This window comes from Providencia alcalifaciens (genome assembly GCF_915403165.1).
Lineage (GTDB): Bacteria > Pseudomonadota > Gammaproteobacteria > Enterobacterales > Enterobacteriaceae > Providencia > Providencia alcalifaciens_C.
The window spans coordinates 3,725,621-3,741,882 of the sequence record NZ_OU659204.1; the positions used below are offsets into that span (position 1 = coordinate 3,725,621).

Annotated in this window: 11 protein-coding genes; 3 read left to right on the forward strand and 8 right to left on the reverse strand. The window is 43.6% G+C overall.

The window, feature by feature from the left end:
- Positions 1–88 precede the first annotated feature (88 nt).
- The 4 genes from wzzE to trxA all read right to left on the reverse strand — a co-directional run bounded on the left by wzzE (position 89) and on the right by trxA (position 4,950).
- Positions 89–1,147: an ECA polysaccharide chain length modulation protein gene (gene wzzE, locus LDO73_RS16955; protein ID WP_224059517.1), complete on the reverse strand. Its 1,059-nt coding sequence runs from the start codon at positions 1,145–1,147 to the stop codon at positions 89–91.
- 29 nt (positions 1,148–1,176) lie between these two features.
- A complete protein-coding gene (wecA, locus tag LDO73_RS16960) occupies positions 1,177–2,262 on the reverse strand; it encodes a UDP-N-acetylglucosamine--undecaprenyl-phosphate N-acetylglucosaminephosphotransferase (protein ID WP_224059518.1) in 1,086 nt (361 codons plus the stop codon).
- Positions 2,263–2,780: 518 nt separating this feature from the next.
- Positions 2,781–4,040: a transcription termination factor Rho gene (rho, locus tag LDO73_RS16965; protein WP_224059519.1), complete on the reverse strand. Its 1,260-nt coding sequence runs from the start codon at positions 4,038–4,040 to the stop codon at positions 2,781–2,783.
- A 583-nt stretch (positions 4,041–4,623) separates the two neighbouring features.
- Positions 4,624–4,950 carry a thioredoxin TrxA gene (trxA, locus tag LDO73_RS16970; protein WP_036948804.1) on the reverse strand — a complete coding sequence of 109 codons (327 nt, stop codon included), beginning with the start codon at positions 4,948–4,950 and terminating at the stop codon, positions 4,624–4,626.
- A gap of 117 nt (positions 4,951–5,067) precedes the next feature.
- Here trxA and rhlB point away from each other — a divergent pair, with 117 nt between their 5' ends.
- Together rhlB and gppA are read left to right on the forward strand one after the other, a co-directional pair.
- Positions 5,068–6,354: an ATP-dependent RNA helicase RhlB gene (gene rhlB, locus LDO73_RS16975; RefSeq protein WP_224059520.1), complete on the forward strand. Its 1,287-nt coding sequence runs from the start codon at positions 5,068–5,070 to the stop codon at positions 6,352–6,354.
- Positions 6,355–6,365: 11 nt separating this feature from the next.
- Entirely contained in the window at positions 6,366–7,868 is a 1,503-nt protein-coding gene (gene gppA / locus LDO73_RS16980; protein WP_224059521.1) for a guanosine-5'-triphosphate,3'-diphosphate diphosphatase, read from the forward strand.
- 66 nt (positions 7,869–7,934) lie between these two features.
- Here the strand turns inward: gppA and rep are convergent, their stop codons facing one another.
- Both rep and ilvC read right to left on the reverse strand, forming a co-directional pair.
- Positions 7,935–9,962: a DNA helicase Rep gene (gene rep, locus LDO73_RS16985; protein WP_224059522.1), complete on the reverse strand. Its 2,028-nt coding sequence runs from the start codon at positions 9,960–9,962 to the stop codon at positions 7,935–7,937.
- Between the two features lie 309 nt (positions 9,963–10,271).
- Positions 10,272–11,747 (reverse strand): ketol-acid reductoisomerase, encoded by a 1,476-nt coding sequence (gene ilvC / locus LDO73_RS16990; RefSeq protein WP_224059523.1) that lies wholly within the window; start codon positions 11,745–11,747, stop codon positions 10,272–10,274.
- Positions 11,748–11,935: 188 nt separating this feature from the next.
- Between ilvC and ilvY the strand changes: the two genes are divergently transcribed.
- Positions 11,936–12,832 (forward strand): HTH-type transcriptional activator IlvY, encoded by an 897-nt coding sequence (ilvY, locus tag LDO73_RS16995; RefSeq protein ID WP_154603095.1) that lies wholly within the window; start codon positions 11,936–11,938, stop codon positions 12,830–12,832.
- Here the strand turns inward: ilvY and ilvA are convergent.
- Positions 12,824–14,398 carry a threonine ammonia-lyase, biosynthetic gene (ilvA, locus tag LDO73_RS17000; RefSeq protein WP_224059524.1) on the reverse strand — a complete coding sequence of 525 codons (1,575 nt, stop codon included), beginning with the start codon at positions 14,396–14,398 and terminating at the stop codon, positions 12,824–12,826. The two genes, ilvY and ilvA, sit on opposite strands and share 9 nt — an antisense overlap.
- A gap of 2 nt (positions 14,399–14,400) precedes the next feature.
- Complete coding sequence (gene ilvD / locus LDO73_RS17005) at positions 14,401–16,251, reverse strand: dihydroxy-acid dehydratase (protein WP_224059525.1); 1,851 nt, start codon at positions 16,249–16,251, stop codon at positions 14,401–14,403.
- Positions 16,252–16,262: the final 11 nt, after the last annotated feature.

Sequence of the window (16,262 nt, forward strand, 5' to 3'; positions counted from 1 at the left end):
TCTTATATTTTCTTCGCAGTTTACTGCTTTCTTTAGTTTTAATGATGCTATTTCGCCACCGGCCTTGCCGCCAGTGGCGAATATGACATTACGATGGGCGACGGCGAGACAGTACCACTCCGGCACCTACTAACATACCAATTGCCCCCCACAGAACGGCAATAAATGCTCTGCGAGGACTATCGCGTTTGATTGGATCTTCAGGCGTTCGCAGATAACGATACGCATGGAAATTATCTTGAAGAGCAGGCTCAACATTCAGCGTCGATAACATCGCCACATTTTGATCATAATCTGCATCAAAATCTGGACCTGTTGCTTTTAACGTCTCAATTTGAGCTTGCAGTAATGGAACGCCTAACATGAACATTTTTGAGTCAGGAATTTCATTCACTGGCGCAGTAATTTGATTACGCGAAATACCTTGTTTTTCTGCCACCTTAAGGGATTGTTCAAGGCTATTTAGTCGACGATCATACGCTGCTGTTGCTACCATCGCTTCACGTTTAACTAACGCTTTCATTGATTGGGTTTTGGTTGCCCACGTCCCTTTCAATTCATCATTCAAATTTGTGGTTGCACGCTGATTAGCAAACTCAATATATTCACGTAAGAGTTGATTGCTGTCTGTTGCTGTTTCAGCCACTAACTTCACGCTATCTGTTGGGTTTTTGAGTGCATCGGCTGGCGTATACTCGATATTGTTGATCAGCTCATCCAACAATGCCGCATCTGCTTTCGGGTCATTTTCCAAACGTTGCTTATAATACTCAGTACCTAACCAAAATTGGCGGCGAGTATCATAAGAACCTAATTGTTTGGTAAATTCCTCATAAGCTTCTTTAGCAATCGTTGGGAGTTGGCCTTCTTGCCCCACTACATTAATTCGAGAATCAAGGTTGCGCAGAAACTGTTGCTGAGAATAATAACTTCCCAGATTGTTTACAGTCGGTAAATCCGTGATAGCCGTAGTACTCCACTTCGGCTGCATAAAATAGGACGCTCCCAGTGCAATCGCAGCAAAAATCACTGCACATGCGACGATCCAAATTTTACCCTGCCATAGTGAACGGCATAAATCACGAATATCTAACTCCGCTTCAAGCGGGGTTTGATGTTGATTAGGTTGCGTTTCTGAGTTATTCACTGCACAGAACCTCTATAGTTCGTTTGTCGTTACCGGACCGCACTCTTACGCGCACGACGTCTAATTCGTTTGATAAAACGGGCGACTTTCCATGCTCGTTTGATGCAGTAACCATACATCATAAATACAAGCAAAAATAATGCCAACATTACCCATTCAGGAACGAATGACAGGCGTTCGCCAATAATACCAATACACGCAAGAATTGCCGCAGCCAATGTGATGATTACAAATGCCCCTTTCGGGGTAAAACCTGAGCGCATAATCAAGTGATGAATATGCTGACGATCCGGTGAAAATGGACTCATACCTTTACGAATACGGCGGTACATAATTGCCACCATATCCATAAGAGGAATAGCAATAATCCATAATGCAGTCACAGGGTTTATTGGATGGACATCTTCTTGTGTTGAAGCAACAAGGATCCAAATAATGGTAAAGCCAATCAACGTACTTCCTGCATCACCCATGAACACTTTAAAGCGACGTCCTAAAATGCCCATATTCATGAGGATATAAGGAAGAATAGCTGCTATAAACGCAAAACACCAAAACGCTAACGCATAGTTACCATTTTGATACAGTAAGAAACCAAGGGCTCCAAAGGAAACCGAGGACAAACCGCCTAACAGGCCATCAATACCATCGACCATATTAAAAGCATTGATTGCAGCCCAAACAGCAAATAGTGTCACGATGTAACCAAATGGTCCAAGTACCAGCTCCCAAGGACCAAATGCATGGCCTAGAGACTCTAATGACAGACCACCCGCTGTCATCATGACAACAGCGACAATAGCTTGGACCCCAGCGCGTAACTTCACACTGATATCAAACCTATCATCCAGAGCACCAACGAACACTAAGAGCCCCGCACAAGCAATATATAGCCACTTATGGGGAATATATTCTTCCGTGATCATAAACGCGAAGCAAACGCCAAAGAAAACAGAGATCCCTCCAACGAGAGGAACCAATCCTACGTGTTTCTTCCTGAAATTCGGTTTATCAACCAAGCCAATTTTTTTAGCCACGATACGCGCGACAAAAATAAAGGCTAAGGTAAACAAAAAAACATAGAAGAGATTACTTACAAAGTGTGTGCTATCCACTGTTCTACTCTCTTATATTTCTATCCAACTTTTAAAAACTAAAACTTTTGGTTGCTGTGATAAATTACTGCCACCACATAGTATTCGAACAAAACATAGTATTCTAAAACGGATTTCTCTCGTTTTGATATGCACAAAACATGCCGAAAATACCAATACGACATATATAGTTTTGCGTTACAAACTCACCTTAACGATTTTATCCCTTAACCCTGCAAGATGCATGCCATAAAAACAATCTCCAACATATTAACCGACCATTACCATCGCTTTTCATATAAATAAGTAAATATCAGTCATTGGATAAATCTAAGTATAAAAATTAATGTAGAAAATACCATCTTATAAGGAATAAGCTAGCATCCGTTGATTATTTCATTTTACTCATCAAGAAAGTAATTCATGCTCATGTTCATAAATAATAAAGACTATTATTTGGTGAATACTCACAGTTCATTGATAAAAAAATAGGCGCTCTAATTAGAGCGCCTATTTCTATACTCATAATCCTAACGAGACTATGCTCTTTTCATAAAATCAAAGAACTCTTCGTTAGTCTTAGTCATTGCTAATTTGCTGATGAGGAATTCCATTGCATCGATTTCGCCCATTGGGTGAATAATCTTACGCAGGATCCACATTTTTTGCAGTTCATCTTGAGAGGTGAGCAGCTCTTCTTTACGTGTACCAGAGCGGTTGTAATCAATCGCAGGGAAAACACGTTTTTCAGCAATTTTACGGGACAGGTGTAATTCCATGTTACCTGTTCCTTTAAATTCTTCGTAAATCACTTCATCCATTTTCGAACCGGTATCAACCAACGCGGTCGCGATGATAGTCAAACTACCACCTTCTTCGACGTTACGAGCAGCACCGAAGAAACGTTTTGGACGATGTAATGCGTTTGCGTCCACACCACCAGTCAATACTTTGCCTGAAGAAGGCACGACGGTGTTGTATGCACGAGCAAGACGAGTAATAGAATCCAGTAAAATGATAACGTCTTTTTTATGCTCAACTAGACGTTTCGCTTTCTCGATAACCATTTCAGCAACTTGAACGTGACGCGCAGCTGGCTCATCAAACGTTGAAGCGATAACTTCACCTTTCACTAAGCGTTGCATCTCAGTAACTTCTTCTGGACGCTCATCGATCAGTAGAACCATCAATACACAGTCAGGGTAGTTATGGGCAATGTTAGCTGCAATATTTTGCAGTAACATGGTTTTACCCGCTTTCGGTGGTGCAACAATCAGACCACGTTGTCCACGACCAATAGGTGCGGCCAAATCCAATACACGCGCAGTTAAATCTTCAGTAGAACCGTTACCACGTTCCATGCGCAGACGATTATTGGCATGTAATGGGGTTAAGTTTTCAAAAAGGATTTTGCTGCGGGCGTTTTCAGGTTTGTCAAAGTTAACTTCGTTAACTTTCAATAGTGCAAAATAACGTTCACCTTCTTTCGGTGGACGAATTTTCCCTGAAATGGTGTCGCCGGTGCGTAGGTTAAAGCGGCGAATTTGGCTAGGTGAAACATAGATATCATCAGGGCCTGCGAGGTAAGAACTGTCTCCTGAACGGAGGAAACCAAATCCATCCTGCAATATTTCCAGTACGCCATCGCCGAAAATATCTTCTCCACTTTTAGCATGCTGCTTCAAAATTGAGAAAATAATATCCTGCTTTCTCATACGGGCTAAGTTCTCTAGCCCCATGTTTTCGCCTAACGTAATCAGTTCTGATACTGGCGTATTTTTTAATTCGGTAAGATTCATAATGGTGGGTTCTTTAACTCGGGGTATTTCTCGAACTATGAACGTAAATTGGAGGCAACTTTTATAGTGAACCTATTTAGTATAGTGAACCTATGAAGCGCCAGTTTAACTTTATAGTGCCCTGTTGACAGATATGGACTCATAACCAACAACAATGCATTAAAATTTGTGCTAGCTACAACTAATATTGCTGTGAAGGTGTTGTGACTAACGAAAGCGTTGTAATCATCAAGATGACATACCGCATATTATTAGAAACGTAATCAATATTAGCAATAGTTTTTTATACATTTTAAGACAACATCTTATCCCTAATACAGCCCATTTATTTTACTCAAGACTTAAGCCACAGTGATACAACCATGAATTATCAACTTTAGATTATATAGTCAGTAACTAAAATTGGCATTGAACAGAACTGCAAGCTAGACGTTTCAGAAAAGAGCAAAGGAAAACAAGGTAATTCTTATGGGTACTCTATGAGGAATGCGGATAACTTATCATGCTTAAATGGGGACGTCTAGCGACTCTCTATATAAAATAAATGTGCCGCTAAACGTTTTGGCTTATATAAAGCTATAACTTACAGATTTTCGTCTAAAAATTCTTTCAGTTGAGTTTTAGATAAAGCACCAACTTTAGTTGCAGCTACGCTGCCATTTTTGAATAATAACAATGTAGGGATACCGCGAATACCAAATTTTGGGGCAGTCGCTGGATTATCATCAATATTCAGTTTTGCGATAGTCACTTTGCCTGTATATTCTTCAGCAACTTCATCAAGAATTGGCGCGATCATTTTACAAGGTCCACACCATGCAGCCCAGAAGTCGACTAAAACAGGTGAACTTGCATTTAGAACGTCTGACTCAAAACTTGCATCAGTAATATGTTTAATTTTGTCGCTCATGTTGTACTCCAAAGGATCATTTTTACAGACATAGTGTAACATTAATTGGCAGCAGTATGCTTTATTTCAAAAGATACGCTTTCGTAAACCAACCGATAACTGATATTCTAACATACTATGAGTAAAGCACACTTGACAGAAAAGAAGTTTTCCGACTTCGCATTGCACCCAAAAGTCATTGAAGCGCTGAATAAAAAAGGCTTCAACTTTTGCACGCCTATTCAGGCGTCTACCCTGCCTTATACTGTCGAAGGCAAAGATGTTGCGGGGCAAGCACAAACAGGTACAGGTAAAACGTTAGCATTCCTAACGTCTACATTTCATTTTCTCTTAACTCACCCGGCAATTGAGGGGAAAAAAACCAATCAGCCACGCGCGCTGATCATGGCACCTACTCGCGAATTAGCCGTACAGATATATTCCGATGCTAAAGAGCTGGCTGAGTACACTGGTTTGAAAATGGGTCTAGCCTATGGCGGTGATGGCTATGACGAGCAATTACGTGTATTACAAGACGGCGTTGATATCCTTATTGGAACAACTGGTCGCCTTATTGATTATGCAAAACAAGGTCACGTTGATTTAGCGGCTATCCAAGTTATTGTTTTGGATGAAGCTGACCGTATGTATGACCTCGGTTTTATTAAAGATATTCGTTGGCTATTCCGCCGTATGCCTGGCGCAGCAGACAGACTCAACTTGCTGTTCTCCGCGACGCTCTCTTACCGCGTTCGAGAATTAGCATTCGAACAAATGAACAGCCCGGAATATGTGGAAGTTGAACCACTACAAAAAACCGGTCATCGTATTAAAGAAGAGTTATTTTATCCATCCAACGAAGAAAAAATGCGCCTGCTCCAAACGCTACTCGAAGAAGAATGGCCTGAGCGCTGCATTATTTTCGCCAATACGAAACATCGTTGTGATGATATATGGGCTCACCTTGCTGCCGATGGTCACCGTGTCGGGTTATTGACTGGCGATGTTGCACAGAAAAAACGTCTGCGCATTTTAGAACAGTTCACTCAAGGCCAAATTGATATCTTAGTGGCGACTGACGTTGCCGCTCGCGGATTACATATTCCATCTGTAACTCATGTATTTAACTATGATTTACCTGACGATTGCGAAGACTATGTACACCGTATTGGACGTACAGGCCGTGCGGGTGAAAGCGGAAATTCTATCAGCTTAGCGTGTGAAGAATACGCATTAAACTTACCTGCAATCGAAGAGTATATTCAGCACTCCATCCCTGTCAGTAAATATAACAGTGATGCACTGCTGAGCGACCTGCCGGCACCAAAACGCCGTCATCGTCCGCGTCCAAGTGGTCCACGCCGCAATTCGAATGCGCCGCGTCGCCATAATGGCCCACGTAATAACCATAAACGTGCAGGCTGAGTAATTACCCTATGCTGAAATCTTCTTCTCTGTATGCCGCTATTGACTTGGGTTCCAACAGCTTTCATATGCTGGTTGTTCGCGAAACAGCAGGTAGCATTCAGATTATTTCTCGGGTTAAACGAAAAGTTCGTCTGGCTGCAGGTTTAGATAAAGATAATATTTTATCTGAGCAAGCCATGGAGCGAGGCTGGCAATGCCTGCGTCTTTTCTCAGAACATCTGCAAGATATTCCTAACTCGCAAATTCGAGTTGTGGCAACCGCGACATTGCGCCTTGCCAAAAATGCCGATGTTTTTATTGAGAAAGCCAGCCTAATCCTTGGAAACCCCGTGAAAGTGATCCAAGGAGAAGAAGAAGCTCGCTTGATTTATCAAGGAGTCGCCCATACAACAGGCGGTCCAGAGCAACGCTTAGTCGTCGATATCGGGGGCGGTAGCACCGAACTTGTCACCGGTACAGGCGCTAAAGCTCAGCTACTTTATAGCCTCGAAATGGGCTGTGTGACTTGGCTTGAACGCTACTTTAGCGACAGAACGCTAACAGAAGAAAACTTTGCTCAAGCCGAAGCGGCAGCTCAACACGTCATTGCGCCTATCGCAGACGCCCTTAAAAATCACGGGTGGAAAATTTGTGTTGGCGCATCAGGCACTGTACAGGCAATTCAGGAAATCATGATTGCTCAAGGGATGGACGAACTCATCACCCTGAGTAAATTACAGCAACTGAAACACAAAGCTATCCAGTGTCATAAATTAGAAGAGCTTGAGATTGAGGGCCTCACATTTGAACGTGCCCTCGTTTTTCCGAGTGGCTTATCGATTCTGATCGCGATTTTCAAAGCACTGAATATCGAGAATATGACATTAGCCGGCGGTGCTCTTCGTGAAGGCTTAGTATATGGCATGCTTGAACTTCCCATTGAGCAAGATATTCGTGCACGTACCCTACGCAATATTCAGCGTCGCTTCCTTGTAGATATTGAACAGGCTAGCCGCGTGCGTCAGCTTGCTGAACATTTCTACCTGCAAGTTGCCAAGGAGTGGGAATTAGATAGCCGTTGCCGTGATTTATTGTCCAGCGCTTGTGCATTACATGAAATGGGGCTGAGTGTTGATTTTCGCAAAGGCCCAGAGCACGCAAGTTATTTAATCACTCACCTTGATTTACCGGGCTTCACGCCAGCGCAAAAACGCTTTCTCGCAGTTCTTCTCAAGAACCAGCAAGGTCAAATCGACCTCGCTTCGCTGAGCCAACAAAATGCATTACCCGTTCAGCAAACTTACGCATTATGCCGTTTATTGCGCCTAGCCATTATTTTTGCCAGCCGTAGACGTGACGATACATTGCCAGCATTACGCCTCAATGCAGATGGACAAAATTTAATCATTGCACTGCCATACCGCTGGCTTGAGGAACATCCTTTACGAGCTGAAAATTTACAGCAAGAAGTTCAGTGGCAAGGGTATGTGAATTGGCAATTGGCCTTAGAAGAGCGTAATAGCTCCAATTGATATTGTTCTAAATTGGTCATAATAGGTTCCCACCTCATAGTGGGAACTCTCTCTTAAACTCTTTCGCTACTGATCGTTTTTTTTATTTAACCCTAAACGCGCCTTGATATCTGCTAAAGCGGACTGCCCTTTTTGCATTCGCTCTTCGGCGGTAACCACTTTTCGTTGCTGCTCCCACACCAAATCATCTTGCGGTAATTCCATCAAAAATCGGCTCAGTTCAGGGCGGATCAGTTCACCGTATTGACGACGCTCGCGGCTATGAGTAAAGAATAACTCTCGCTGCGCTCGCGTAATACCCACGTAAGCCAGCCGTCGCTCTTCATCAATATTATTTTCATCGATACTACTTTGATGAGGCAATAATCCCTCTTCCATTCCCACCAAGAAAACATAAGGGAATTCAAGACCTTTAGACGCGTGCAATGTCATTAACTGAACCTGATCTGAATCTTCATCATCTTCCCCACGCTCCATCATATCGCGCAACGTAAAGCGAGTGACAATCTGATTGAGCGTCATTGGATCATTCAACTCATCCCCTTCAATCATTTCACTCATCCATGTAAACAATTGATTGACGTTTTTCATTCGCATTTCGGCAGCTTTGGTACTGGCAGAGGTTTCGTACAACCAGCTTTCGTAATCCATCTCCCGTAAAAGATCCCGTACCGCTATCAACGGTTCACGCTCCGAAATCCGAACTATCCCTTCCATCCAATGAGTGAAACGCTGCAACGCTTCCAAACCTTTCCCTGTTAAAGTCTGTTCCAGACCTAAATCAAAGCTAGCTTGATATAAGCTTTTACCTCGTTGATTCGCCCATTCTCCCAATTTTTGGATAGTTTTAGGACCAATTTCTCGGCGTGGCGTATTTACAATGCGTAAAAAAGCGCTGTCATCTTCAGGGTTAGTCAGCACCCTCAAATAAGCTAAAAGATCTTTAATTTCAGGACGTGAAAAAAACGATGTCCCCCCCGAAATTCGGTAAGGAATGCGGTTTTGCATCAGCATTTTTTCAAAAATACGCGACTGATGATTGCCCCGATACAAAATCGCATAGTCTTTATATTGAGTTTTATTAATAAAGTGGTGGGCAATTAATTCACCAATCACGCGTTCCGCTTCATGGTCTTCATTATTGGCTGTCAGCACCTTTAATGGCGCTCCATAACCCAATTCAGAAAATAATTTTTTCTCGAAGACATGAGGGTTATTGGCGATCAAAATGTTGGCCGCTTTCAAAATACGGCCTGATGAGCGGTAATTTTGCTCCAGTTTAATCACATTCAGTTTTGGAAAATCTTGGCTAAGTAACACTAAGTTTTGCGGTCTTGCGCCACGCCAAGAGTAAATAGACTGGTCATCATCACCAACGACGGTAAAGCGGGTGCGGCTACCCACGAGTAATTTCACTAACTGATACTGGCTGGTGTTGGTATCTTGGTATTCATCCACCAGCAAATAACGAATTTTTTGCTGCCAACGCTCACGGACTTCTTCATTATGATAAAGCAGCAATGTTGGTTTACTGATTAAGTCATCAAAATCCAAGACATTACAGCTTTTTAAATGCAACTCATAGCGACGATAGCACTCAGCAAAATGGTGCTCTTTTTCAGTTCTCGCCTGCCCAACTACTTGCTGTGGAGAAATAAGATCGTTTTTCCAATTTGAGATCGCAGAGATCAGCTGTTGAAGAAGATCTTTATCTTCCTCAAGCAGATCAAACGTGAGTTCTTTGAGTAATGCCATTTGGTCTTGGTCATCAAACAAAGAAAAATTGGCTTTGATCCCTAACGCTTTATATTCACGTTTGATAATTTCCAATCCCAAGGTATGGAATGTGGAAATAATTAATCCTCGTGCCTCTTTTTTACCTAATGTCTGCCCCACACGCTCTTTCATCTCACGCGCGGCTTTATTGGTAAACGTCACCGCCGCAATCTGCCGAGGCTGATAACCACAATGGCGGATCAGATGTGCAATTTTATTGGTAATAACCCGTGTTTTACCCGAGCCTGCCCCTGCCAAAACAAGGCACGGACCATCTACATATTCAACTGCCTGTTGCTGGCTAGGATTTAATCGCATGGTTTCTCTGTATCACTTAGTTATTCAAAAAGGAATTCGCTACAGATTGTAGCAGAAACCCAACCAACTCTTGAGCAACGATCCTGCCTATTTATAAAAAACAAAAAACCACATCATTCATCAGAGCGATGTGGTTTTGTTTGCTTTCTATTTTCTATTTTCTATTTTCTGTGACAGCCATACATTTTTCTAAACTATTCGCGTTAGAGGAAGGCGGCAAACAAAACTATCCCTAGGAGCATACAAAAGTATGTGACTAGGGTAGCTTTGTGAAGCCAACGCGCCTATCACGCAAAGAGTGACAAAAAATTATTGTGCGCTAGAAATCTTCTTCATATCCGTCATATAACCCCGTAACGTCTTACCGATCTTCTCGATAGGATGATTACGAATAGCTTCGTTGATATCACGTAATTGCGCGTTATCTGTCCCATTGTCTGCAACTGGTTTTGCTAAATCACCCGCTTGTAACTTCGTCATAAACTCTTTCAGCATTGGAACTGCTGCGAATGAGAACAGATAGTTACCATATTCCGCAGTATCAGAGATAACAACGTTCATTTCATATAAACGCTTACGTGCAATTGTGTTAGCAATCAGTGGCAGCTCATGCAGCGATTCATAGTATGCTGACTCTTCTAAGATACCAGCTTCTAACATTGTATCGAACGCTAACTCAACACCCGCTTTAACCATCGCAACTAACAGAACGCCGTGGTCGAAATACTCTTGTTCTGCGATTTTACCCGCAAATTCAGGGTAGTTTTCAAAAGACGATTTACCAGTCTCTTCACGCCATGTCAGCAGGTTTTTATCATTGTTCGCCCAGTCAGCCATCATTGTTGATGAAAACTCACCAGAAATAATGTCATCCATATGTTTTTGGAACAGTGGCGCTAAAATAGTTTTCAGTTGTTCTGATAATGCATAAGCACGGATTTTCGCTGGGTTAGACAAGCGGTCCATCATCAACGTGATCCCGCCCTGCTTCAATGCTTCAGTGATTGTTTCCCAACCAAACTGAATTAATTTCCCTGCATAGCCCGGCTCTACGCCATCAGCAACCATTTTGTCATAGCTCAGTAACGCACCCGCCTGCAACATACCGCACAGAATAGTTTGTTCGCCCATTAAGTCAGACTTAACTTCAGCAACGAAAGAAGACTCCAGAACACCGGCACGATGGCCGCCGGTGGCTGCTGCCCATGCTTTTGCAATTGCCATACCCTCACCTTTCGGATCATTTTCAGGGTGAACAGCAATCAGTGTCGGAACGCCGAAACCACGCTTATATTCTTCACGAACTTCGGTACCTGGGCATTTTGGTGCAACCATTACAACAGTGATGTCTTTACGAATTTCTTCGCCGACTTCAACGATGTTAAAACCGTGGGAATAACCCAAGGCAGCACCTTGCTTCATCATTGGCTGAACCGCACGAACAACGGTAGAGTGTTGTTTGTCTGGCGTTAAGTTAACAACTAAATCTGCTTCAGGGATCAGTTCTTCATAAGTCCCAACTTTGAAACCGTTTTCTGTCGCTTTACGCCAGGATGCACGTTTCTCGTTGATTGCTTCTGGACGCAGCGCATAAGCGATATCTAAGCCAGAATCGCGCATGTTCAAACCTTGGTTTAGACCTTGAGCACCACAACCGACGATGACGATTTTTTTACCTTTTAGATAGCTAGCTTCATCCGCAAATTCTTCGCGTCTCATGAAACGACACTTGCCTAATTGCGCTAACTGCTCACGTAAATTCAATGTATTAAAATAATTCGTCATGGTCTTACTCCATTATTCGGTCAGTGTTCTGTTGTGTTCGTATTATCAGGCAACCTCGTTACCTGTTGCTCATTATTGAGCAGTTATGGATTTACTATATGCGATGATGAGCATTGCTTAAATTGATATATTAACAATATAATGTTGCAATATTTGCAACGATAATCAAGGCATCATCAGAGGGCAAAATGGATATTCGTGATCTACAACTGTTTTTACACTTAGCAGAAAGCTGCCACTTTGGTCGCACGTCAAAAGCCATGCATGTCAGCCCGTCCACACTATCCAGACAAATTCAGCGTTTAGAAGACCAATTAGGTCATCCTCTATTCATCCGTGATAACCGCTCAGTGAAACTAACCCAAGCGGGTGAGCATCTCAAACAATTTGCCCAGCAAACGCTGCTGCAATATCAGCAACTAAAACATGCCCTCAACCAGCAAAGTCCATCATTAAGCGGTGAATTACGCCTATTTTGCTCAGTCACCGCCGCTTATAGTCATTTACCTCAAGTACTTGATAAATTTCGTGCTTTGCACCCGCTCGTTGAAATAAAGCTCACCACGGGCGATGCCGCAGACGCCGTTGAAAAAGTCGAAACCAAAGAGGCAGATTTAGGCATCGCAGGTAAACCTGAAAAATTGCCAGATAATGTGCGATTCGCCAAAATTGGGGAAATTCCCCTTGTACTTATTGCCCCATCGCTGCCTTGTGCAGTACGGAGTATGGTGACTGAAGAGGAGCCTGACTGGTCTACTGTGCCTTTCATCCTTCCTGAGCATGGGCCTTCTCGTAAACGTATTGAATTATGGTTTAAGCGTCATCGAATCCATAACCCAGTAATTTATGCGACTGTTTCGGGTCATGAAGCGATTGTATCAATGGTGGCATTGGGTTGCGGTATCGCATTGATACCGAGTGTCGTCGTCGATAATAGTCCCGAGCCTGTTCGTAGCCGTGTATCTCAACTCGATAATATTTCGATGGTTGAACCGTTTGAACTTGGCGTTTGCCTTCTCAGCAAACGCCTGAGTGAACCATTAATTAAAGCATTCTGGGAATTGCTCCCAGAACACTCAATCTAATGTTTTTCTGCTATCTTGAGGCGCTAAAAAGAAACGGAAGGATGGATTCCCTGTCTCATCATGATATTCATACCCTAGCGCATCAAGGTGGCGATCAAAGCGTACTTCTGGACCAGAAAGCTCAAAGGCCGCCAGCACTCGCCCATAGTCTGTTCCGTGACTACGATAATGAAATAGCGTAATATTCCAGTGAGTTCCTAGTGTTTCTAGGAACTTCAATAGCGCCCCCGGAGATTCAGGAAATTCAAAGCTATACAGTTTTTCATCCAATGGCTTCGATGGTCGCCCACCAATCATATAGCGCACATGCAGCTTCGCCATTTCATCATCCGATAAATCAGCCACTTCATAGCCATTATTCTGCAGCCCTTGAATGATGTCATGACGCTCTTGCTCACCACCATTTAACCGAACCCCCACAAAGATGCAGGCACGCTCTGGGTCAGCATCTGTATAACGATAGTTAAACTCAGTGATTGAGCGGTTACCAAGCAATTGGCAGAATCGCAAAAAACTACCTTTCTGTTCAGGAATAGTCACCGCAAGCAGCGCTTCTCGTTGTTCACCTAATTCGCAACGCTCGGATACATAACGTAAACCATGGAAGTTCATGTTTGCGCCTGACAGAATATGCGCCAGCCTTTCACCTTTAATGTTATGTTGCTGAGCATATTTTTTCAGTCCTGCCAGCGCTAATGCCCCCGACGGCTCTGCAATCGCTCTCACATCTTCAAAAATGTCCTTCAGGGCCGCACAAATTGCATCACTATCAACAGTGATCACATCATCGACATACTGCTGACATAGTCGAAAGGTTTCGTCGCCAATGCGTTTCACGGCAACGCCTTCCGCAAATAAACCAACACGAGGGAGATCAACCGGATGACCAGCTTCTAATGCGGCTTTTAGGCAAGCTGCATCTTCAGCTTCTACACCGATAATCTTAATTTCAGGCATCAACTGCTTGATTAATACAGCGACACCAGCAATCAATCCACCGCCCCCAACAGGCACAAAAATACGGTCGAGGTGTGCATCCTGTTGAAGAAGTTCTAGTGCAATAGTCGCTTGACCAGCTATCACAGACGGATGATCAAACGGCGGCACAAAGGTATATCCTTCACGTTTTGCCATCTCAATTGCGTGCGCTTTGGCTTCATCAAAATTTGCGCCGTATAAAATGGCCTCTCCACCAAAACTACGAACAGCATCTACTTTGATATCTGCAGTTGCCACTGGCATAACAATTTTGGCTTTAATACCGACGCGATTAGCCGATAACGCTACGCCCTGCGCATGATTCCCGGCAGATGCAGTGACAACACCTTTGGCTTTTTGCTCTTCGGTCAAGCCCGCAATCATGGCGTAAGCGCCACGTAATTTAAAACTATGAACTGGCTGCCTATCTTCACGTTTGACTAAAATCGTATTACCCAGACGAGAAGAGAGCTTGCTCATTTCTTGAAGCGGCGTCACTTGTGCCGCTTCATAAACTGGCGCACTAAGTGCTGCCTTGAGATAGTCGGCACCTGTCGGTGCCTCAGGTAATGGTTTTGCGGCTGCCACAATTAGCCTCCTAATTTAGACTTATCGCGTACAGCGCCTTTATCCGCACTCGTCGCCAAAGAAGCATAAGCACGTAAAGCGAAAGAAACCTCACGCTGACGATTACGCGGAGTATAAGCTTTCTCTCCACGCGCTAACTCCGCTTCACGACGTTTTGCCAACTCACTGCCATCAACATCTAGGGACATAGTACGTTTTGGAATATTGATATCGATAATATCCCCGTCTTGTACCAGCGCCAGTAATCCACCACTTGCCGCTTCAGGGGAGATATGCCCGATTGATAAACCTGAACTTCCTCCAGAGAAACGTCCATCAGTGATCAGTGCACAATCCTTGCCTAATCCCATCGATTTCAGATAGGAAGTTGGGTACAACATTTCCTGCATACCTGGCCCACCTTTAGGGCCCTCATAACGGATGACAACAACATCACCAGCGACAACTTTTCCACCTAAGATAGCCTCTACCGCATCATCTTGGCTTTCAAACACTTTCGCAGGCCCTCGGAAAGTTAAGCTACCTTCATCAACCCCTGCCGTTTTCACGATGCAACCATCTTCGGCGATATTTCCAGCAAGTACCGCCAAACCACCATCTAGGCTATAAGCATGCTCAAGGTTACGAATACAGCCATTTTCACGGTCAGTATCTAACGATGGCCAACGGCAATTCTGAGAAAATGCTTGAGTGGTACGAATGCCAGCCGGGCCTGCTGAGAACATAGATTTAACGGCTTCATCTTTTGTTAACATCACATCATACTGAGCCAATGTTTCTTGGAACGTCAGCCCTAAAATATTCTTCACATCTTCCTTCAACAAACCTGCACGGCTCAACTCCCCAAGAATACCAATCACACCACCAGCACGGTGTACATCTTCCATATGATATTTTTGGGTACTTGGCGCAACTTTACATAAGTGAGGGACTTGGCGAGATAAGCGGTCGATATCATCCATGGTGAAATCCACTTCCGCTTCTTGTGCTGCTGCCAGTAAATGCAGAACGGTATTTGTGGAGCCACCCATCGCGATATCTAATATCATCGCATTTTCAAATGCAGCTTTCGTCGCGATATTACGTGGTAATGCGCTTTCATCATTTTGTTCATAATAACGTTTAGTCAGCTCAACAATTCGCTTACCTGCATTGATAAATAACGTTTTACGGTCAGCGTGAGTCGCAAGTAATGAACCATTTCCTGGCTGAGAAAGACCTAATGCCTCGGTTAAACAGTTCATTGAATTCGCAGTGAACATCCCTGAGCATGACCCACATGTTGGACATGCTGAACGTTCAATTTTTTCACTATCTTCATCACTGACATTTGGATTTGCACCTTGGATCATCGCATCCACAAGGTCAAGCTTGATGATTTGATCTGAAAGCTTGGTTTTTCCTGCTTCCATTGGCCCACCGGAAACAAAGATCACGGGAATGTTCAGGCGCAAGGACGCCATTAACATACCTGGGGTAATCTTGTCACAGTTGGAGATACAGACCATGGCATCTGCACAGTGCGCATTCACCATATATTCCACAGAATCAGCAATTAGCTCTCGGGAAGGTAAGGAATACAGCATACCGCCATGCCCCATCGCAATCCCATCATCCACAGCAATAGTGTTAAACTCTTTCGCTACGCCGCCTGCTAGTTCAATTTGTTCTGCGACGAGTTTACCTAAATCACGTAAATGCACATGACCCGGAACAAACTGAGTAAATGAGTTTACAACGGCAATAATTGGCTTACCAAAATCATCATCGGTCATACCTGTCGCGCGCCATAATGCTCGCGCACCAGCCATATTACGGCCATGAGTGGTTGTTGCTGAACGGTACTTAGGCATATCTTAACTCC